This is a genomic window from Paenibacillus humicus NBRC 102415 (assembly GCF_004000905.1).
In the GTDB taxonomy this organism is placed as follows: Bacteria; Bacillota; Bacilli; order Paenibacillales; family Paenibacillaceae; genus Paenibacillus_O; species Paenibacillus_O humicus.
This window is the reverse complement of the sequence record NZ_BIMD01000001.1, coordinates 145,154-165,902: the sequence shown is the minus strand read 5'-3', so window position 1 is coordinate 165,902 and position 20,749 is coordinate 145,154. Positions and strand designations below refer to the sequence as shown.

Genomic DNA, 20,749 nt, shown 5'->3' with positions numbered 1-20,749 from the left:
AGAAGCCGCCTGCGCAGGCGGCTTCTTTTCTTCCCATTCGCTCCGCTATCCAATGAGCGGCGCGTCCTCTCCGAGCCTGCCCGCGATCTCGAATCCTTCGCGGCGCCAGTATTCGATGCCGCCGATCATTTCCTTGACCTGGAATCCGAGCGCGGCGAGCTTGGCGGCCGCCTTCGTTCCGGCGTTGCAGGCCGGGCTCCAGCAGTAGGCGACGATCGGAATCTGCGGGTCCAGGGACTGGACCGATTCGGCGTTGATCAGCCTGTGGGGAAGGCTGACGGCGCCGGGAATGTGGCCGTCTCCATAAGCTTCCGGCGAACGGGCGTCTATCAGCACGAACGAGCCGGCTCCATGCTTCAGATCGTGGTGCACATCGGACGGATCCGTCTCTACCGCCAACCTGGCGGCAAAATGGCGGCTGGCTTCAAGCGGCGCGGCGAAGGGAGTTTCTTCAACGAGAGATGATGCGATAGAACTTGTCATGATCCTTTCAGCCTCCTGTCGGTTCTCGTGGAACCTTTCGTGAAGCCAGCTTATCATGAACCTGACCGCTGCCGTTATCGGCCGTTTTCGATTCCAGGCATCATTCGTTTCGATGGATAGCGATCTCTTCACCGATAGAGCCTGAGCCGCTCATGACATGTACAAAGGCCTCGAACGCCTGCGAAACCCTTCTCCGCTTGGCGTAAAGCAGCTGGATGCAGAAGCGGAACTCCGAACGGTCCAGCCTCGCGGCATGAAGCTGGCCGCTCGCGATCTCCTTCTCGACGGCGATTCTCGGCAGAAGAGCGATGCCCAGCCCGTAGCCGACGCCCTGCTTGATCGCCTGCAGGCTGCCGAATTCATACGAGAGCCTGCATGGCACCGCTTCCTTGCGGAGCGATTGCAGCAGCAAGGCTCGGTATGTGCAGCCTTCCTCGGTGAGGATGACGGATTCGCCTTCCAGATCACGCAGGGACAGCGTGTTCCTAGCGCCGAAGCGATGCTCCGGAGAAGTCACGATGAGCAGATCCTGCTCCTGGATCAAGCGCACATGAAGCTCGGGATCGGCATAAGGCGGATCGAGAATGAAGCCGGCGTCCAGACTGCCCTCCTTGACCATCTTGATGATCTGCGGTTCATTGCCGGTCACGAGAGCCACGTTCATATCCGGGTGGCTTTGGCCGAAGATTTGCAGCCGCTTGGGCAAGTAATATGAGGCGACCGTCTCGATCGTCCCGATCGTAAGCGTGCCTTTGCCGCCGGAAGCGACAACATCCCTCGATTCCGCATGCAGGCTGAGAATCTGCCTGGCATAGCCCAGCAGCGTCTCCCCGGATTCGGTCAACGCCATCCTCCTCCCCCGGCGCTCCAGCAGGACGGCTCCGTAAGCCTCCTCCAGCTTCTGGATCTGGGCCGTTACGCTCGACTGGGCATAGCCGAGCCGTTCGGCGGCTTCCGTGTAGCTGCCTCTGTCCGCAACCTCGACAAACGTACGAAGATACGTAAGCTCCATAATCGTCCTCTCCTTCCCGGCTTCCTTGTTGCAGCCTTCAAGATACGCTCTGGAAATGCCGTGTGTGCAAATCCCGATACAGCCCTTGGACGGAAGAGAGCTGTTCATGATTGCCCTGCTGTACGATCCGGCCTCCGTCAACGACCAGAATCGTGTCCGCAGCCCGGATCGTGCTGAGCCGATGGGCGATCACAAAGCTCGTCCTTCCTTCCATCAGAACCGCCATCGCCTGCTGGATGCGCTGCTCGGCCAGCGTATCGACGCTGCTCGTCGCTTCGTCGAGGATAAGGATATCGGGATCGGCCAGCAGCGTACGGGCGATGCAAAGCAGCTGTCGCTGCCCTTGGCTGAGGCTGCCGCCGTCGGCCGACAGCTCCGTGTCGTAGCCGTCCGGCATTCGGGTTATGAAGCCGTGGGCGGAGGCAGCCTTGGCCGCGCGTTCAATCTCCGCCTCCGAAGCGTCGAGACGGCCGTAGCGGATATTGTCGCGGATCGTCCCCTTGAACAGGACGCTGTCCTGCAGGACGATGCCGATGCGGGAGCGAAGCATTCTCTTGTCCATGCTCCCGATTTCTTCGCCGCCGATGAAGATGCTGCCCGAGGTCGGCTCGTAGAAGCGGGCCAGCAGCGACATGATCGTCGTCTTGCCGGCTCCTGTAGGTCCGACGAGAGCGGTCATGCTGCCCGGCTCCGAGCGGAAGCTGATCTCCTCGAGGATGGGAGCCTCCGGCGAATAGGCGAATCCGACCCGGTCGAACGTCACCGCGGAATTCCGGAGAGAACGGCCGGAGCCCGGCAACGGCTCGGACGGTTCCGGCCCGTCATGCTCCGACGGGACATCCATCGTCTCGAACACCCTCTCCGCTCCGGCGATTCCGGCCTGGATGAGGTTGTACTGGTTGGCCAGCTCGTTGATCGGGGAGCTGAACTGCCTGGAATAGGCCAGGAAGCTGACGATGACGCCGGCCGAAGCATGGCCGCCGGCCGCCAGCCAGCCGCCGGCAGCGGCGATGAGCAGGTAGTTCAGATGGCCGAGCACATTCATGGACGGTCCCATGAGGCCGGAAATGAGTTGAGCTTTGACGCCCGCCGTTCTCAGCCTGCCGTTCATCTCGCCGAACTGCCGCTCTGCACGGTCTTCCTGATTGAACAGCGTGACGATCCGCCGTCCGGAGACGGTCTCCTCAATATAGCCGTTGATGGCGCCCAGCTCCAGCTGCTGCAGCCTGAATTGCTTTTTCGTCGCCGCGCCAATGCGCCTGGAGGCGAGAAATAGGAGAGGAACCGTCGAGATGGCGACCGCAGTCAGCAGCGGCTGCAGCCAGATCATGACCGCGAAGCTGCCGACAATCGAGAGCGCGCTCGACAGCAGCTGCACCAGGCTTTGGTTGAGCGTATTGGATACGTTCTCGATATCGTTGGTCGCCCGGCTCATGAGATCGCCTTGCTTTTTTCCGGTAAAATAGCGAAGAGGAAGATTCTGGATGTGGCTGAACAGATCGCCTCTCATCCTCCAAACCGTTCTCTGGGACACCGAGGCGAGCAGGCGCGCCTGAATCCAGGCGACAAAAGCGGATGCCGCATAGACGGCTGCCAGCAGCAGGCAGGCACGTGTGAGGCCCGCCCTCTCCTTCGGAATAATGAAGCCGTCGATGGCTCGCCCGAGCAGATAAGGTCCGGCAAGCGTCAAGGCGGAAGCGGCGATTGTGAGAATCGCTATGAAGAGAACGGAACGATGTTGTCCCTTCAGATAGGAACCGACCCTCTTGAGAGGGGATTGGGGCTTGGACATGCGATCACGCTCCTTGCTGGGAGTCGGACAGCTGCCGGTACAGAACGCTGCTGGCGAGAAGCTCCTCGTGGCTGCCGACCGCGGTCAATTTTCCATTTTCGAGGACCGCGATGCGGTCCATTCCCGCCAGTGCAGAGATGCGCTGCGAGATGACGATCAGGGTCGTATGCTCCCTTCGTTCAAGCTTCTCTCTCAGCCTGGCGTCCGTCGAGGCGTCCAGCGCGCTCGAGCTGTCATCCAGGATGAGAATATCCGGCTTCAGGAGCAGAGTCCGGGCGATAGCGACCCGCTGCTTCTGGCCTCCGCTCAGGTTCACGCCGCGCTGGCCGAGCATCGCCTCGTAGCGTTCAGGAATCGCATCGATGAAAGCCTTGGCCTGCGCATCATCGGCAGCCGCTTCGATGTCATCCGCCGCTGCGCCTGGACGGCCGTAGGCGATATTTTCACGGATGGAGCCGCTGAACAGATGCGCTTGCTGCAGCACGATTCCAACCCGCTCGCGAAGCTTTCCGGCATCCCATTGCTTCAATGGAATTCCATCCAGCAGCACTTCTCCTTCGGCAGGATTCAGCAGACCGGCCATCAGTCCGGCAAGCGTGGATTTGCCCGCTCCGTTGATGCCGGCGATGCCGATTCGTTCTCCTTCGCGGATGGACAGATCGATTCCTGCCAGCGCAGCCGGCTGCGATCGTCCATCCGTATTTGGATATCGATACCCGGCGCCTCGAAGCTCCAGACATGGAGCTCCCTTTTCGGGCCGCGCTGGCATTGCGATCTCAGGTTTATAGGCCGATTCCTTTGTCTCCGCCTGCAGCACTTCCTGGATCCGCCTCGCGGATGCCTGAGCGCGGCCGATCGTCATGAGATGGTTGCCGAGGTTCATCGTGGCGAACAGTAGCTGGCTGATATAGGTCAGAAATGCGGCCAGCTCCCCGGGCTGCAGGCTCCCGCTGCGGGTGAGCGCTCCGCCGTACCAGAGCGCCGCAACCGTGCTGAAATTCAGCACGATGGCGAGCAGCGGACCGTTGAGCGCGGCAAGCCGGGCCGCGCGGAGGCTGGCATCCAGGAAGCGGTTGCTGGCGGAGCCGAACCGCTCCCGCTCGTGAGCGGCGCGCACGAACGCCTTGACGACCCGGATGCCGGATAGATTCTCTTGCAGAATTGTGTTGACCCGATCCATTGCTCTCTGCACCGATCCGAACAGCGGAACCGATCGGCGGGTCGTGAACGCCAGAAGCAGCGCGAGCAGCGGAATCATGACGATCAGCACGAGGGACAGCCTCGGACTGATGACGATGCACATGACGATGCTGCCGGCAACGATGAACACGCTGCGGGCAAGCATGCGGAGCGCGACGAGGATGACCTGCTGCAGCTGGGCGATATCTCCGGTGAGCCGGGTGAGCAGGCTGCCCGTTCCGAAGCGGTCGACGGTGTCCAATCCAAGCCGCTGCACCTTGCCGTACAAGCTGGCGCGCAGATCATGCCCGGCATTCTGCGAAGCGAGCGTAGAATAGACCGTGCACAGCACTCCGCCTGCCAGGCCGACAAGGGCTGCGCCGAGCATGTAAGGAGCCGTCCGCAGCACCTGGGACGGATCCGATTTCACGATGCCCTGGTCGACGATGGCGGCCATGAATCTCGGCTGCAGCAGATCCATCGCGACCTCCAGCAGCATGAACAGCGGCGCTGCGATGACCGCCCACCGATAAGGCGAGAGCTTCGACGACAGAAGCTTGATCATTTTCCGGCAGCCTCGGCCTCGCCCGGCTGAACGTCATCTTCTCCGTCCTGCTCCAGTCCATCCAGCCATGCTTTCAGAGCTGCGTAAGCGTCCGCCAAAGGCGTAGTGTTTCCTGTCTCCTCAGGCGAGGAAGGCTGCTGCGCCATCAGCTCGACTCCGTATTGGATCATGCTGTTCCAATCCAGCAGGCTGAGGTCGGGCCCCTTTTCGCCGCCGTATTCCTCCGCAGCTGCAAGAGACCGATGGTAAATCTCCTTCATACGCTGCGCGTGAGACTTTCTCCAGTCCTGCCAGGAAGGCTTGCCTGCATCGGCATCGGCTCCCATCCTGCGGCGGTGCTCTGCCAGATCCTCCCGTCCTTCCTCCGTGATCCGGTAGGAACGGCGGCTATCCGTCGAGGCTTCGGAAGAAATCAGCCCTTTATGCTCAAGCTTCTGAAGCACGGGATATACGGAGCCGGCGCTGGGAATATAACTGCCGCCGCTCTCCTCCTCCATCGTCTTCATGAGCTGATAGCCATGCATCGGCTCCCGGCTCAACAGCTGGAGCACGGCATACTTCAACTGCCCCCGGTGGAACATCCGGCCTCCGCCGTCGCCTCCGCCTCCCCGTCCGCCTCGTCCGCCTCGTCCGCCATCCTGGCGGCCGGGGCCGTGTCCGCGGCCCGGATGATGGCCATGAGCTTTCACCGGCTCTTGTCCAAAATCAGGCCTGGGTCCGGAACCGTATCCGTGACCGCTTCCTTCTCTGAGATCTTCTCTATCTCTGCGCCCAGCATGACCCCGGCCCTCCCCGCGGCCATGCCCATGCTTATGCCGGCTATCGGCATCTCCGCCTTCCAACCCATGCCGCCGGGCGCTCCGGAAGCTATGTCCTTCCCGGCTTCGGCTCCTATCTCTCATCGATGTTCAACCTCCAATGCGATATATCGTTACTGTCTTGCTTCGAGATTACGATATATCGCATTGAGCGTCAAATCATTCTTTTCGATACGTGCAGCGCGCATAAGCGGCACCTCCATTTTTCTCGCAAAAAAGACCGTCAAGCTCCTAGGAGGGAGCCGACGGCCTTCTCTTTGCGATTCTATTCCTCATACTCCACGTTGTGATACACCTGCTGCACGTCCTCGAGATCCTCCAGCGTGTCGATGATCTTCTCGAACGGAGCCTCCGCTTCTTCCGGCAGCGTCACGTAGTTCTGAGCGAGCATCGTCAGCTCGGCTACGGTGAATTCCGAGATGCCGGCGGCCTTGAGCGCTTCCTGCACGGCGTGGAATTGATCCGGCTCGGCATAGACGAGAATGTTCTCGTCTTCCTCAACGATATCGCGCACGTCCACGTCGGCTTCGAGCATGATCTCCATGATGTCGTCCAGGGACTTGTCCGCCACACCGATGACGGCAGTCGCGTCGAACATGTAGGCGACGGAGCCGTTGACGCCCATGTTGCCGCCGTTTTTGCTGAACGCCGCGCGCACGGCCGAAGCCGTCCGGTTCACGTTGTTCGTCAGCGCATCGACGATGACCATGGAGCCGTTCGGGCCGAAGCCCTCATAGCGGAGCTCCTCGTACACCTCGTCCGAGCTTCCCTTCGCCTTGTCGATGGCGCGGTCGATAATCGCCTTCGGCACATTGTACGTTTTGGCGCGCTCCAGCACGACGCGCAGGGCGCGGTTCGACTCCGGATCCGGCTCTCCCTTGCGGGCGGCTACATAGATTTCAAGGCCGAATTTGGCATAAATCCGACTGGTATTGGCGTCTTTCGAAGCTTTTTTTTCCTTGATATTGTTCCATTTGCGACCCATTGTACTCCCGCTTTCCTGTGGATTCTCCCATCCATTATAACCGATTCAGGCTGGCAATGGACAGATGCCTCGCAAAGAGCTGATCCCAATCTCCGAATCCGAACCTCAGGCGCGCCCATTGGGATTTAATTCCTTTCGCAACATTCGACATTTTTCGACCGTCTATCTTCCTTGAACAACATAGAATCTTATACCCAAGGGAGTTCCTGATCATGAAAAAAAGCTTATCCGCCCTGCTGCTTCTCTCCGCCGCCATCGCGCTTGCCGCCTGTTCTTCGAATGCGGCCACAAATAGTCCGAGCCCTTCCGCATCGGCATCTCCGGCACCGTCCGCATCTCCCGCTCCGTCGACTCCCAAGGAGCCGGCCCAGTCGGCCAAGGATATCGTTGCCGGCATGCTGGAAAAGATCGAACAGCCGGCCTTCGCGGATGTCGACAAGGACGGAGTCGAGCAGCAGTACCATATCGATCCGTCGCTTCTGGAGGATTTCGCCATCAAGGTTCCTCTCATGAATGTCAAGACGAATGAAATCGCCGTCCTGAAAGTCAAGGACGCCAAAGACATGAAAGCTGTCCAGGATGCGCTCAAGCAGCGCGCCGCCGACGTCCAGAAGCAGTTCGAGAACTATTTGCCCGACCAGTATGAGAACGCCAAGAGCTACGTCATCGACGTCAAGGGCAGCTATGTGCTCTTCCTGATCTCGGACAAGAGCGAACAACTGAAGGCCGCGTTCGACGGATTTTTCGACGCTTCCAAGTAACGGGTAGGCCGCTATGGTGTTCAGCAGCCTGCTGTTCCTGTTTCTCTTCCTGCCTGCGGTGCTGATCGTTTATTATGCTTCTCCCAAGCGGCTCAAAAACGTCGTGCTGCTGATGTTCAGCCTGCTCTTCTACGCCTGGGGAGAGCCGGTCTACATCTTGCTGATGCTGTTTTCCGCGACGATGGATTACGGTTTCGGCCGCCTGCTCGGCAAGGAGGACTGGAGCGCCCAGGCGCGCAAAGCCCTCGTGGCCGGTTCGATCGCCGTCAACCTGGCTCTGCTGTCCGTCTTCAAATATTCCGATTTTCTGATCGGAAGCGTGAACGATTTCATCGGTACGGATTTCCCGCTGCCGGATCTTCCCTTGCCGATCGGGATCTCCTTTTATACCTTCCAGTCGATGTCCTACATCGTCGACGTCTATCGGCGCAGGGTGAAGGCGCAGCGGAACTGGCTTGATTTCGCCGCATTCGTGGCTTTGTTTCCCCAGCTTGTCGCCGGGCCTATCGTCGCCTATGTCACCGTGGAGAAGGAGCTTACGGAGCGCAAGGCAGATTGGGCCTTGTTCGCCGAAGGCGTAGAGCGATTCCTGATCGGTCTCGCCAAAAAAGTGCTGCTGGCCAACAATATCGGGCTTCTCTGGCACAGCGTATCGGCAGCCCCCGCGGAATCGCTGCCCGTTCTTACCGCCTGGCTGGGAATTGCCGCCTTCGCCTTTCAGATCTACTTCGACTTCAGCGGTTATTCCGACATGGCGATCGGACTCGGGCTCATGTTCGGCTTCCGCTTCAACGAGAATTTCAACAAGCCTTATACCGCTCGCAGCATCACGGACTTCTGGCGTCGCTGGCATATGTCGCTGAGCGGCTGGTTCCGCGACTATGTCTACATTCCGCTTGGAGGCAACCGCCGCGGCCTGCCGCTGCAGCTGCGCAACATTCTCATCGTCTGGATGCTCACCGGATTGTGGCATGGTGCGAGCTGGAACTTCCTTCTGTGGGGGCTTTACTTTGGAGTGATTCTGATGCTTGAGAAAGTCTGGCTGCTCCGCAAGCTGGAGCAATGGCCGCGAATCGTCGGCCATCTGTATGCTGTGGCGCTGATTCTGGTCGGATGGGTTCTGTTCGCCTTCGAATCGCTGTCCCAAATCATCGGCTATCTCGGCGCAATGGCGGGAATCCACGGCCAGCCGCTCGCTGACGGGCAGACCGGGTACCTCGCTTCCGGCAACGCCGTATTGCTGCTCCTTCTTGTGCTGGCTTCCTTGAACTGGACCCGGTTCAAGATCCGATTCGCCAGCCTTGCCGCCAGCGCAAGATCAGCCAAGCTGCTTCCGGTGATCAAGCTCATCATGCTGGCGCTGCTGTTTCTGCTGTCCACCGCCTATCTCGTGGATGCGACCTTCAATCCCTTTCTTTATTTCCGATTCTAACTTCCTTGGAGAGCAGGTGCGGTCATGCGCGGCAGAACCTACAACCGGCTGCTGGCCTGCGGATTTGCCGGCATGCTGCTCGGCGTCTCCGTCCTGCTGGCCGTTACCCCCAAAAGCTCCTTTTCGGAATTGGAAAACCGCTATTTGCAAGCCTTTCCGCGTCTGGATTGGGAATCGGTCAGCAGCAAGAAATTCGCCGACGAAACGGAAGCCTACCTATCCGATCATTTTCCATGGCGCAACGGCTGGATCGGGCTGAAGTCCCGGCTGGAGACGCTGCGGGGGCAAAGGGAAAACAACGGCGTTTACCTCGGCAGCGGCGGTTGGCTGTTCGAGGCCTACCGCAAGCCCCAGTCTGACGTTATGCAAGCCTACGCGGACAAGCTGAAGACATTTGCCGGGCACCATCCCGATCTGGACATTTCCTTCATGCTCTCCCCGAACTCGGTCGGAATGGATCCGGATCGGCTGCCAACCGGAGCTCCCCATGATTCCCAGCGCGAAGTCAACAAGGAATTCGGCCGCTTGCTTCAAGGCCGCGGAATCCACTTTCTGAATGGGTTCTCATTCCTAGATGCCGCTGCCGGATCCAAGCAGCTGTTTTACCGGACCGACCATCACTGGACGACGTACGGAGCGTTTCTCGCTTACCGGGCTTATGCCCGTTCGATGAACTGGACGCCGCTGACAGAGCAGGATTTCACCGTTCACCCCGTCAGCAGCTCGTTTCTCGGCAGCTATCAGACCCGCGGCCAGTTCGCAGGCCTCAAGCCGGATGAGATCGATCTCTATGTCCCGAAAGTCTCCTATCCGCTGACGATGTCGATTCTGGACACGGGCCAGACGAAGAACAGCCTCTACGACGGCAGCTATCTAGCCAAAAAGGATCAGTATTCCTACTTCCTCGGAGGCGTTCATGCTCTCTCCGTCATTCGGACGGAGCTGCCTCCGGCCAGGGCCGATCTGGACAAGCTGCTCGTCGTCAAGGATTCCTACGCCCATAGCGCAATTCCTTTCCTGGCTCTTCATGCCAGGGAAATCCATGTGATCGATCCCCGGTACTACAACGGCAGCATCGGCGATTACGCGGCGGCGAACGGCATCGAGCAGATTCTGTTCCTGTTCAACACAGGCAGCCTGTTTGAAACAAGCGGCTTGCTGAACCATCTGAACTGAGAGGAAGCCCCGGACAGAATCCGGGGCTTCCTTATTTTTTGCCATATATAAAATACGATGGGATTGGTATAATGTGGACCGAACAGGAGGGATTCCCATATCGGAGCGAGGACATGATTATTATGATGACGAGCATTTTCTGCAGGCCTATATGAGCCGCAGAAACAGCGTGGACAATGCCAACGACACCCTGGAAAAGCCCGTGATGCTGGAGCTGATCGGCGACCCGGAAGGGCTGCGCATTCTGGATCTGGGCTGCGGCGACGCCCGCTTCGGCACGGAGCTGCTGGAGCGGAATTGCGCCTCCTATGCCGGCGTCGAAGGCTCGGCGGCGATGTCGGAGCTCGCCCGGCGGACGCTTGCCGGCACAGCCGGCGCTGTCATCCACAGCTCGATGGAGGATTGGAGCGATCCGCAGGCAAGCTACGATCTTGTGCTGTCGAGGCTGGCGCTCCACTATGTGGACGATTTGGAAGCCGTGCTGGAACGGATTGTCCAATCGCTGAAGCCCGGCGGCCGGCTGGTGTTCTCCGTCGAGCACCCCGTCATCACCTCCACTCTTCAGCCTTCGGGGACCCGGACCGACTGGACCGTCGACCGGTATTTCGATGAAGGCTTCCGGGAGCAGCAATGGCTGGGCACAACGGTCAGGAAGTTTCACCGAACCGTCGAGCATTATTTCTCCGCCCTTCAAGCGGCCGGCTTGGCGGTCGGAAGCCTGCGCGAGTCGAATCCCGTCCGGGAACGGTTCCATTCCGCGGATACCTACGAGAGGCGCCGGAGAATCCCGCTCTTCTTGTTCTTCTCCGCATCGCGCAGATGACAGCCGACATGCAGAATGATCCTGGACCTCCAATTATTCCCTTTCAATGCTATGCTGGAGGATATTTTCCGGAAGGCGTGTTTCGATGAAGATCAATGATTGTGATGCCATTCTGCTATCCATCCCAGAAAGCTTTGAAAGCGAGCGGCTGCTTATTCGCCCCCCCTGCGGAATGATGGGGCCGCTGTGATCGTATCCCTCGGGCTTCCGCTTGGATCGATGGAGTGACGGCGAAGAACTCCCTCCTGCATATAGCCGCAGCGCAACGCGACTGCAGCGCTTCGGCCGTTCCGGGAATCGCAGCGGATTTCAATCAAGCTGGCCAGCACTGCGGATCGAGGCTTCGGACTCGTCCGGCGCAGTTTCGCCCAGGGCATCCACGGACGAAGCTCCTCGCTGCTTTCCTTGACGGCTTCGTTCTCCAAGGTTAGAGGAATCGAGTTCTAGCCTGTCGTTCACAGGCTCGCTGTTTCAGCTTGCGCCTGCTCAAATCCGTGCTGGTCCTTATGCCGGCTCTCCGCAAAGCTGCAGCAGCTTTCAAGATGGACGCAGCCGTATCTCCGGTCGCCTATTTTTTGCCCCAATAATCGTAAGTTCCTTTTACATTTTGCATTCTGCCGCTCCTTCCGTTTTGTTTTTTGAGATAAAAAAAGCGCGCAGGACCTTATGGTCCTGCGCGCTCCATATGCCGCAAGGAGGCCAACGCGAGCAGCGCTAGCCCACCCTGTTTGTATACAGGTGTGCTAACGCTGCTTGTGATGATGAAGTTGATTCAGCCTGCGAGTATCCATGGCCTTCTCTCCCTCTGCGATAAAGTAAGGTTGATTATACTCTCCCTGCATGCATCGGCTCAATCCGAGAGCGCCCGCTGTATCGTATCCTTCGCGGCTGCGACGATCCCGGCATCCTTCTCTTCGACAGCCTGCAGCATGATGAGCAACGGGATGTAGACCGCGATCAGCCGCGCCAGTTCCCTCGTCTCCTGATCGACTTCGCCGTATTCTTCGAAAAAGCGCTCTCTGGCATGGGATGGCAGAAAACTATAGGCGATGTTGAGATCGCAAGCCGGATGGCCGACATTCATATCGCCCCAATCCATGATTCCCGATATGAGGCCGCTATCGTCAACCAGCATGTTCTTGAAGTGAAGATCTCCATGCAGGAACACCTTTTTGCCGGCTGCGAGCTTGGCGCCTCCTTCCGTCAAATAACGGCGGAGAGAACGGTATTCATCATCGCGCATTTGGGCTGCAAGCCTGGGAAGCCATTCCAGCATCTTGAGTTTTCGCGATTCCATGTCGAGCAGATTGCGATGATCGCTCGGCGCTCCGCATTCCAAGGCGGTCTCGGTCGGAAAAGCGTGCACCTGCCTCAAAAAAACAGCCAAAGCGGATGAGGACCGGACGCGCTGCTCATCGCTCAGCCCGATCGGATATCGGCCCGGCAGATAGCTGTATCCGAGAAATGAAGCCGGAAAATCCGGACTCGCTTTTCCCAAATGCAACGGCCTCGAAAACGGAATCGATACACGCTCTGCAAGCTGCGGCAAAATCCTCCACTCTCGCTCCAGAAGGTCTATGGCGACTTTTCTTCTCGGAAAGCGGAACACCGTCTCCGATCCGACCCGAAAGACGGTATTGTCCCAGCCATAACCGATTCTTTCGACGGTCTTGCCGGATAACGCCGGAAATTGACTTTCGATCAAGCGGCGAGCCAGCCTCTCCGATACTTCCCATTCCGCATCCCATTGATTGGCGCTGATCTTTTTCCGCTCCCTTCCATTTTCCTTCCCGCCACCCCAAGCCTTTCAACAACAGCGCGCCGGTCAGTTTCCCGGATAAGTCTCCTTCAAAAACGCAACCGACCGGGCAATCAAGGCCCTTAGAACGTCCGTGTCGATGTCTTCCACCTTATTGATGTAGACGCAGGCTTTTCCTGCCGTATATTTCCCAAAGTCCTTCAGCATGGCTTCCCGCTCGGTATCGCCCGTCGCGAAATACAGGCTGATCTTGGCCTTGCGAGGCGAGAATCCGACCAGCGGAGCATCGCCTTCATGACCCGACTTATATTTATAATGATAGCTGCCGAATCCGATGATGCTCGGTCCCCACATTTTCGGCGGATAACCTGTCGTCTCGGCAAAGAGCTGCAGCAGCTTGAAGGCATCCTCGCGCTTCTTGACGGAATCGACGTTTTCAATGAACTCCAAGACGCTGTCGTCGGTTTCTTTCGTTTTCGGTTCAGGCATGAGCGAATCCCTCCTTTTTGGATGAAGCCGTTGACAACAAATTGAAAAAAGCCGCTCAGCATCCATTCTGCTAAACGGCTCTGCTTTCCTGCTGAACAAGTGGATATCAGCATTCCGCCAAGGAATCAGCTCTTCTTGTCCGAACCGGTCCGAAACGGACTCAAGAACGACTTCGGCATGTCAGCCTCAAAGCGCATCAGTCTTTCCGTCACCGGATGGATGAAAGCGAGCACGCTTGCATGCAACCCGAGCCTGCCGATCGCCTTTGATTTGGAGCCGTATTTCTTGTCGCCTACGACGGGATGTCCCAGCTCTTCCATATGGGCGCGGATCTGGTTTTTGCGTCCCGTCTCCAGGTTGACCTCCAGCAGCGAAAAGCCGGGGCTGGACTGAATCGTTTTGTAGTGGGTCACGGCATGCTGCCCGCCGTTGGGATGCGGACTGGAATACATTTTCAACGTGCTGCTTTCCTTCAGCCAGGAAGAGATCGTCCCTTCCGCCTTCGATACTCTGCCTTCTACCAAAGCGATGTACGTTCTCTCCTTCACCGCTTCCTGCCAGTTGTTCTGAAGCTTCTGCTGGACATCCTCGCTTTTGTCGAACATCATCACGCCGGAGGTATCCCGGTCAAGACGGTGCACGACAAAAATCCGGCCGGCCGGATCCTTGGCGCGGACATGGGCCATAAGCTGGCGGTAGGCGGTCATTTCCGCTTCCTTCGGCGATGCGATGGACAGCAGTCCCGCATCCTTGCGGATGACGATGACATGATCGTCTTCATGGAGAATCGACAACCCTGCTAGGGGCGGAGCCTCTACCGTCTTTTCGGTTTGGACCGTCACGGTCTGACCGGGAGCAAGTGGCAGGTTGTATGCGGTCGAAGGGCGGCCATCAACGGAAACTTGACCGCGCGCGAGCATGGATTTCACCGAGTTGCGTCCGGCGCCGGACAGCTTGATCAATAAAAAAGCAAGCAATTCCGCCGGCTCTTGAACGGCATACTGCCTGGTTGCCGGCGGCTTTGCTTTTGGGGCGTTGAATTTCTTTCTGCTCATCAAGGAAACCTCCGGTATGGGCCTATACAGGTATAAAGTCGTTTATGTTCACAATCAGCCCTACAACTATACCATACAGGCAGTCCGGTTAAAAACAGCGTTTGCGAGTCTGCAAGCCTTCCTGCGTCCAGCCAGTTAAGGAGTGTTGCGCCCGTCGGCAAGCTCCTTCAGCTTCACTACGGTCTTCCAGTTGCGCACCGTCGAATTCGGCGCGAGACGTCCAAGCTTGACCGCCAGCTTGGAATCCCGGATGCTTCCGTGGAACAGCAGATAGATTTCCCTTCCCCGGACGGCGAACCTCTCTTCGGCCGATTCGAGCCCGCGCAGCATGCCGACCGCCTCCTCTGCGGGAGCATCGTGCAGGAAGCAGACATAGAGGCTTTCTCCTTGTTCCTTCGACTCGGCCTCCTCGATCTCCGACAAGCGGAATGGAAGCGACTCAAGGACGGAGCTCCACTGCTCGACTGTACGCAGCATGGCCTCCGAATGAAATCCGAATCTCTCCTTGAAAGCCCCCTCGATCAAGGCCTTCACTTCATCCTCCGTCCCGCCGCGGCCTGCAATCAGATTGCCGCTCTGGATATACGACTTCACCTCTATCAGTCCCGCTGCCTCCAGAGCTTCCTTGAGATCAGCCATTCGGACTCGCGCCTTTCCGCCTACGTTGATTCCTCTCAGCAGAATGATCCAATCGTTGGATGCCGGCATCATGGTTTCCCCTTCCCGCCTGATTGTCGGAACAGTCAGGTATAGAAAAAAATGGATGGCGCAAACTATCGTTTATCAATTCTTGACCGGATGTGAGCCTATGTCAACCTCGTCCTACAAAATGAACATGTTTCAAGCCCTGATGATTCTCATGCTCTCCAACGGCCTCGCCTGCCATGTCATCGTCAATCCGATGCTGCTCGACGCTTCGGGACGGGATGCCTGGATTACCGTCATCTCCGCAGGCGCTTTCTTCATTCCATGGAGCCTCCTGCTTTATTACATGATGAAGAAATCATCCATGCAGAACTGGCAGTCGTGGCTTGCGCGGCATACGCACCCGGCGTTGTCGTGGATTCTGCTTCTTCCCGTCTGCATCCATCTCTATCTCATTGGACTCGGCACCGTCATTCAGACCGCGAACTGGAGCGTCAGCAACTATCTCCCGGCAAGCAGCGCCTTCCAGCTTGCGATCCTGCTCGTGCTGATCTGCCTGCTGCTCGCTTCCTGGGGAATCCGCATTATCGCGATCGCCTCCGGCGTCCTGCTTCCGGTCGTCATCATCCTCGGCTTTTTCGTCGGCATCTCGAATTCATCGGTCAAGGACTATACGCTGCTCATGCCGGTCCTGGAGCATGGCTGGAGGCCGGTCATCAACGGCTTGGTATACGCCGGATCGGCTTATATGGAGCTGCTGGCGCTCATGCTGCTGCAGCATCACATCCGGGGCAAAGCAAAGCCCTGGCATCTGCTTCTGTACAGCAGCTTCATCGTCATCATGATGAACGGTCCCGTCATCGGGGCGATCACCGAGTTTGGACCGCTCGAAGCGGCGATGCAGATGACCTCGCCCTACGAGCAGTGGCGGCTGCTTCGCATCGGACAGTATGTCGAGCATCTGGATTTCTTCTCGATCTTCCAGTGGCTCTCAGGAGCGTCGATACGAGTCAGTCTGCCTGTCTTCATTCTCGCGGATGTCCTCCCTCTGCGCAGCTCGAGAAAGAAAGCGGTCTTCATCCTGGCGGTGATGGCCAGCTACCTCGTCTACACGATACTGCCCGCCAACAATTGGACGCTGTACTTGTTGATGTTCGATTACTTCATGCCGATCTCGCTCGCCGTTTTGCTTCCTTTATCCTTGATATGGTCGCTTTGCGCCGCATTTGCCAAACCGGACAGGAGGAATGCCAATGAATCGTCCAAGCCAGACAACGGACCCCCGGCAGCCCCCCAGCCGACAGGCTGAAGCCCCTCGTGCATGGACGAAAGCCGCCTTGGAAAAGCAGTTCAACGGCTCCGAGGACGTCATGGTCCGCAGCGCCTACTTTGGCGAGAACAGCGAAAAGGAAGTTGTGCTCCTCTACAATACCGGGCTATGCGATACGATCTCGATCAATAAATTCGTTCTTCCCGAACTGGGGGCCTGCTACCGCAAGCTCGGCTCCTTCTCGCGGCCGTTGCTGCAGCTGTCCGAAGCTTTGACGCTGCAGGGCTTCGACCGCAATCCTGGACCGCAGGAGGTGGAAGACATCGTCTATGACGGCATGCTTCTGCTCCTGTTCGTCCAGGAAGGAAGCCTCGCCTATATGGACTTGTCCGACAAGCCGAACCGCACTCCCTATGAATCCAGCACCGAGATATCCATCAAAGGGCCGAAGGACTGCTTCATCGAGGATATCGACGTCAACGTCGCCCTTATCCGGAAGAGAGTCCGCAGCAGCTCGCTCGTCACCGAGCGGTATACGATCGGCAGGAGAACGCGGACCAAGGTCGTCCTGATGTATTTTCGGGATATCCTGAAGCCCAAAACTCTCGAGGTCGTGCGCAGCAGGCTCGGCAATATTGATATCGACGGCTTGTACAGCATCAATCAGCTGGAGGACCTGCTGACGCAGAACCGTCTTAAAATCCTCCCGCTCATGGACTTCACCGGCAGGCCCGATTACGTCGTCTCCTGCTTGCTTGCAGGAAGATTCATCATTTTTGTGGACGGCAACCCCATGGTGCTGATTGCGCCTTCCGGAATCAGCCTCATCATGAAATCGCCGGAGGATGTCCACTTCAACTACTCCTACGTCTCGTTCGCCAGGCTGGTCAGGCTGCTGAGCCTGTTCATATCCATCTTCCTGCCCGGCATCTGGGTCGCTTTGATGGCCTTCCACCAGGATCAGATCCCGTTCCGGCTGATGGCGACGATATCCGTGTCGAGGCTTGGACTGCCTCTGTCTTCGCAGATGGAGATGTTCCTGCTGCTCATGCTGCTGGAGATATTCAAGGAAGCGGGAGTGCGGCTGCCGAACCCGATCGGGCAGACGCTGACGTCGATCGGAGGCCTGATCATCGGGGACGCCGCCATCAGGGCCGGGCTCGTCTCGCCCTCCGTCGTCGTCATCGGAGCCATTACAGCCGTATCGGGAGTGACGCTGGTCAACCAGTCGCTAAGCACAGTCATCAGCATCATTCGCCTGTTTTTCTTCCTGCTGGCATCCGTCTTCGGCCTCTACGGCCTGATTCTCGGAATCGTGCTATTCGTCGCCTATATGTCGAAGCTGCAGTCCTTCGGAGCGAATTACCTGGCTCCTCTGTCTCCGCTCATTCCCCGCGATGTGCTGAACTCGTTCCTGCGCGCTCCATGGTACTTCATCCGCCGCAGGCCGGCGAGCATGTCCGAAAAGGGCATGGACGGCGACCATCAGAAAGAAGAGGAGCAATCATGAGGCTAACGATCATGAGGCTTGCCGCCATGCTGATCTCCGCCGCGCTCTGCCTGACAGGCTGCGGCAATTCCAGAGATATCCAGAGCCTGGCTTATGCGACCGCCATCGCGATGGATTACAAAAACGGCAAGTACGTGGGCTACATCCAAGTGCTGAACTTCTCCAACGTCGCCCGCACCGAAAACGTCGAGCTGGGCAAGCCGGTCCCGATCTGGATCGGCAAAGGAGACGGCGAGACGATTCCGGGGGCTCTGTTTGAAACGAACGCCACTGCCCAAGCGCCCGTATTCTGGGGGCATGTGCGCACCGTCATCCTGTCCGAGAACATCATGAAACGGGGAGTGAAGGATTTCTTCGAGGTGCTGAACCGGCACCGGGAAGCGAGGTACAATTTCCTGGTCTACGGAACCCGCGAGAAGATCGAGGACATTCTCGTGCAGAAGTCGATGTTCAATCTGTCGCCGCTCGATACGATGATGTTCACCGCCGTCCAGATGAACACGCAGAAATCGTTCATCCTGCCGATGACAAGCAGGGAAGTCTGGAGCTATATGAACGAGCCGGGCAACATCGGAATGATTCCGGAAATTTCCATCGACCACAAGCTGTGGTTGGAGGATCGGCGCCCCAAATCGATGTTCATGATCAATGGGGCTTATTTCTTCAAAGACTATGCCATGACGGCCCGAATGCGCATGGATGACCTCAAGGGCATCCGCTGGCGGAATCCCAAGCTGGACTTGACGCCGGTGAAAATTCCCTACCGAGGCAAGGCGACCGGCGTCCTCATGCTCTCCCACCCTAAATTCGTTATGAAAATATCCGAGGTCGGCGGAGAGCCTCTTTACGATGTCGCGGTAGAATGCAGCGGTTATGTCGTCGATATGAATGCGAACCTGTCTATTCGAGCGATGGAAGAACAGGCTGAGGAAGTCATCAAGGAGGAAATCATGGCGACGCATATGAAATCGGTCGCCATGAAGACCGATCCGTACCATTTCCAGCTTGAGCTGTACCGGAGACATCCCGGCCAATATATGAAGCTTCTCGGCAAGTCGGATTACTTCCTGAACGAGAAGTCGATCCGCTCGATTCGCGTCCATGTCCACCTGGACAGCACGCAGAAATCCAAAGGCCGCTCGCTGTAGCAAAAAAACACCCTCCAAGGGGTGTTTTTTGCTCTTCTGATCATCGTCCCGGATTCATACGAACGGAGGCTCGTCTTCGGGTGCATGGCTGTCCCCTGCATATCGTCCATGGCTTGGCACCGCGAGCTCATCGAATTTGTCCGCAAGCCTCGACAAGCCTTTCCTGAGCGCTTCCCCTTGCATTGGGGCTCCATGACCGGTGAGCGCGAGGGCCGGGTCCAGCTCGCGCAGGCGGCGCACCGAGATTTTGGAGGCATGCCAGTCCGGCGTGAAATAAACAGGAGGTCCATGCACCTCCTGTTCCTGTGTCAGAACCGCCCAGGCCGACTCCTGCTTGACGGTGATGAAGGCATCTCCGGCGATGACGGTCCGGTCCCGGTCCCGGAACAAGGAAATGTGGCCGGGTGTATGGCCCGGAGTATGAATCCACCGCCAATCCGGCAGATGCGGGACATGTCCGTCGGAAGGAAGCGGCTGGACGCGTCCGCCAAGTCCGAGTCCATGACGAGGATATAGCGGCGATACCGCCGTCATCAGCCCGCCTCCCGCCGCTGGATCCGGCTCGGGATAATCCTTCGTGCCTCCTACATAAGGGAGCTCCAGCTCATGGGCGTAGACGGGAACATCCCATTCCTCCAAAAGCTTTTCCAGCGAGCCTACATGGTCGAAATGACCGTGCGTCAGCACAATTGCCTTCGGTGGAGCCGAGCCGAACCTCTCCTCCGCCGCATCCTGAATGGACCGGGAAAATCCCGCGATTCCGCAATCGACGAGCACCCAATGCCCAGAACCCGGCTTGCCGATCATGACGACATTCGCAATCATCGTTCTTTTCAGATCCAGGTCTTCCGGCAGCGCGGTCATCTATGTCCAGCTCCTTTTACCCCAGTATGCCCTCAGCCGCCTGCCGCATTCATTCCGATCTGACGACGGCATGGCCGCCGAATTCGTTGCGCAGCGCCGCTACCACCTTCCCGGTGAACGTATCGGATTCAAGCGAGCGATACCGCATCATGAGCGACATGGCGATGACCGGAATCGCCGCCTGGAGATCGAGAGCCGTCTCGACCGTCCACTTCCCTTCTCCGGAGGAATTCATGACGCCTCGCAGCTCATCGAGGTCCGCATCCTTGGCGAAAGCCCGTTCGGACAGCTCCATCAGCCACGAACGGATGACCGAGCCGTTGTTCCACACCCGCGCCACTTTCTCGTAATCGAAGTCGAAGCCGCTTTTCTCGAGCACCTCGAAGCCCTCGCCGATTGCGGCCATCATGCCGTATTCGATCCCGTTGTGGACCATCTTGAGAAAATGCCCGCTGCCCGGCTTGCCGGCATATAAGTAGCCATTCGGAACCGACGTGTCCCTGAAGATCGGCTCCACGATCTCCCATGCATCCGCATCGCCGCCTACCATGTAGCAGGCGCCGTTCCTGGCGCCCTCCATGCCGCCGGACGTCCCCGCATCCACAAAGGAGATTCCGGCTTCCTTCATCCGCTCGTATCTGCGGATGGTCTCCTTGTAATGCGAATTCCCCGCTTCGATGACGATGTCTCCCCGTGCGAACAGGCTCCCGAGCTCTTCCAGCACGCCGTCGACGACTTGGTGCGGAACGAGGATGAGCGCGATTCTCGGCTGCGGCAGCGAGTCTGCCAGCTCCTTCAAGGTGGAGGCTCCCTGCGCTCCTTCTTTCCACAGCTCCTCCACGGCCTTCGGATTCACGTCGAATGCCGTTATCCGATACCCGTGGTCCATCAGATTCCTACCCAAATTCATGCCCATCTTGCCAAGCCCGATCAAGCCGATATGCATCTTCCGATTCCTCCTCTATCCTTGTCTTCCTTTCCTT

The 20,749-nt window shown here is 58.1% G+C and carries 21 protein-coding genes; 7 read left to right on the top strand and 14 right to left on the bottom strand.

Going from position 1 to position 20,749, the window contains the following annotated elements; all coding sequences use genetic code 11:
• Positions 1–45: 45 nt before the first annotated feature.
• From PHU01S_RS00770 to PHU01S_RS00745, 7 genes are all read right to left on the bottom strand, one after another.
• Complete coding sequence (locus PHU01S_RS00770; RefSeq protein WP_127505555.1) at positions 46–483, bottom strand: rhodanese-like domain-containing protein; 438 nt, start codon at positions 481–483, stop codon at positions 46–48.
• 100 nt (positions 484–583) lie between these two features.
• Positions 584–1,495, bottom strand: a complete 912-nt coding sequence (locus PHU01S_RS00765; protein WP_127505553.1) for a LysR family transcriptional regulator — start codon at positions 1,493–1,495, stop codon at positions 584–586.
• A gap of 37 nt (positions 1,496–1,532) precedes the next feature.
• The gene (locus PHU01S_RS00760; RefSeq protein WP_048746191.1) at positions 1,533–3,287 is read right to left on the bottom strand and encodes an ABC transporter ATP-binding protein; all 1,755 of its coding nucleotides are present in this window, start codon (positions 3,285–3,287) and stop codon (positions 1,533–1,535) included.
• A gap of 4 nt (positions 3,288–3,291) precedes the next feature.
• On the bottom strand, positions 3,292–5,031 hold the full coding sequence (locus PHU01S_RS00755; RefSeq protein WP_127505551.1) for an ABC transporter ATP-binding protein: 1,740 nt from the start codon (positions 5,029–5,031) through the stop codon (positions 3,292–3,294).
• A complete protein-coding gene (locus PHU01S_RS00750; protein WP_127505549.1) occupies positions 5,028–5,720 on the bottom strand; it encodes a PadR family transcriptional regulator in 693 nt (230 codons plus the stop codon). Before PHU01S_RS00750 ends, PHU01S_RS00755 begins: the two co-directional genes overlap by 4 nt.
• Positions 5,717–5,878, bottom strand: coding sequence for a hypothetical protein (locus tag PHU01S_RS25535; protein ID WP_164762924.1), 162 nt, complete (start codon positions 5,876–5,878; stop codon positions 5,717–5,719). The genes PHU01S_RS00750 and PHU01S_RS25535 overlap by 4 nt, the downstream gene beginning before the upstream one ends.
• Positions 5,879–6,114: 236 nt before the next feature.
• On the bottom strand, positions 6,115–6,834 hold the full coding sequence (locus PHU01S_RS00745) for a YebC/PmpR family DNA-binding transcriptional regulator (protein WP_048746186.1): 720 nt from the start codon (positions 6,832–6,834) through the stop codon (positions 6,115–6,117).
• Positions 6,835–7,046: 212 nt separating this feature from the next.
• On the opposite strand from PHU01S_RS00745, the gene PHU01S_RS00740 reads away from it, so the two are divergent.
• The 4 genes from PHU01S_RS00740 to PHU01S_RS00725 all read left to right on the top strand — a co-directional run bounded on the left by PHU01S_RS00740 (position 7,047) and on the right by PHU01S_RS00725 (position 11,026).
• The gene (locus PHU01S_RS00740; protein WP_083436401.1) at positions 7,047–7,595 is read left to right on the top strand and encodes a DUF4358 domain-containing protein; all 549 of its coding nucleotides are present in this window, start codon (positions 7,047–7,049) and stop codon (positions 7,593–7,595) included.
• Between the two features lie 13 nt (positions 7,596–7,608).
• Complete coding sequence (locus tag PHU01S_RS00735) at positions 7,609–9,027, top strand: MBOAT family O-acyltransferase (protein WP_127505547.1); 1,419 nt, start codon at positions 7,609–7,611, stop codon at positions 9,025–9,027.
• Between the two features lie 24 nt (positions 9,028–9,051).
• Positions 9,052–10,203 carry a DHHW family protein gene (locus PHU01S_RS00730; protein ID WP_127505545.1) on the top strand — a complete coding sequence of 384 codons (1,152 nt, stop codon included), beginning with the start codon at positions 9,052–9,054 and terminating at the stop codon, positions 10,201–10,203.
• A gap of 151 nt (positions 10,204–10,354) precedes the next feature.
• On the top strand, positions 10,355–11,026 hold the full coding sequence (locus PHU01S_RS00725) for a class I SAM-dependent methyltransferase (protein WP_127505543.1): 672 nt from the start codon (positions 10,355–10,357) through the stop codon (positions 11,024–11,026).
• A gap of 152 nt (positions 11,027–11,178) precedes the next feature.
• Here PHU01S_RS00725 and PHU01S_RS26190 read toward each other — a convergent pair whose 3' ends face one another.
• The 5 genes from PHU01S_RS26190 to PHU01S_RS00700 form a co-directional block, all read right to left on the bottom strand.
• Positions 11,179–11,451: a GNAT family N-acetyltransferase gene (locus tag PHU01S_RS26190; RefSeq protein ID WP_127505541.1), complete on the bottom strand. Its 273-nt coding sequence runs from the start codon at positions 11,449–11,451 to the stop codon at positions 11,179–11,181.
• Between the two features lie 425 nt (positions 11,452–11,876).
• The gene (locus tag PHU01S_RS00715; protein ID WP_307721766.1) at positions 11,877–12,731 is read right to left on the bottom strand and encodes a phosphotransferase; all 855 of its coding nucleotides are present in this window, start codon (positions 12,729–12,731) and stop codon (positions 11,877–11,879) included.
• 120 nt (positions 12,732–12,851) lie between these two features.
• Positions 12,852–13,274 carry a DUF1801 domain-containing protein gene (locus PHU01S_RS00710; RefSeq protein ID WP_049867420.1) on the bottom strand — a complete coding sequence of 141 codons (423 nt, stop codon included), beginning with the start codon at positions 13,272–13,274 and terminating at the stop codon, positions 12,852–12,854.
• A 125-nt stretch (positions 13,275–13,399) separates the two neighbouring features.
• Positions 13,400–14,329, bottom strand: a complete 930-nt coding sequence (locus PHU01S_RS00705) for an RluA family pseudouridine synthase (RefSeq protein WP_127505537.1) — start codon at positions 14,327–14,329, stop codon at positions 13,400–13,402.
• A gap of 135 nt (positions 14,330–14,464) precedes the next feature.
• Entirely contained in the window at positions 14,465–15,040 is a 576-nt protein-coding gene (locus PHU01S_RS00700) for a DUF1697 domain-containing protein (RefSeq protein WP_048746173.1), read from the bottom strand.
• A 118-nt stretch (positions 15,041–15,158) separates the two neighbouring features.
• Here PHU01S_RS00700 and PHU01S_RS00695 point away from each other — a divergent pair, with 118 nt between their 5' ends.
• From PHU01S_RS00695 to PHU01S_RS00685, 3 genes are read left to right on the top strand one after another with little or no spacing between them, the layout of a single operon-like run.
• Entirely contained in the window at positions 15,159–16,283 is a 1,125-nt protein-coding gene (locus tag PHU01S_RS00695) for an endospore germination permease (protein ID WP_246029104.1), read from the top strand.
• Positions 16,228–17,754 (top strand): spore germination protein, encoded by a 1,527-nt coding sequence (locus tag PHU01S_RS00690; protein WP_127505533.1) that lies wholly within the window; start codon positions 16,228–16,230, stop codon positions 17,752–17,754. Before PHU01S_RS00695 ends, PHU01S_RS00690 begins: the two co-directional genes overlap by 56 nt.
• A complete protein-coding gene (locus PHU01S_RS00685) occupies positions 17,751–18,902 on the top strand; it encodes a Ger(x)C family spore germination protein (protein ID WP_048746168.1) in 1,152 nt (383 codons plus the stop codon). Before PHU01S_RS00690 ends, PHU01S_RS00685 begins: the two co-directional genes overlap by 4 nt.
• 54 nt (positions 18,903–18,956) lie before the next feature.
• Here PHU01S_RS00685 and PHU01S_RS00680 read toward each other — a convergent pair whose 3' ends face one another.
• The gene (locus PHU01S_RS00680) at positions 18,957–19,766 is read right to left on the bottom strand and encodes an MBL fold metallo-hydrolase (RefSeq protein ID WP_127505531.1); all 810 of its coding nucleotides are present in this window, start codon (positions 19,764–19,766) and stop codon (positions 18,957–18,959) included.
• 49 nt (positions 19,767–19,815) lie between these two features.
• Positions 19,816–20,712 carry a phosphogluconate dehydrogenase (NAD(+)-dependent, decarboxylating) gene (gene gnd / locus PHU01S_RS00675; RefSeq protein ID WP_127505529.1) on the bottom strand — a complete coding sequence of 299 codons (897 nt, stop codon included), beginning with the start codon at positions 20,710–20,712 and terminating at the stop codon, positions 19,816–19,818.
• Positions 20,713–20,749 lie beyond the last annotated feature (37 nt).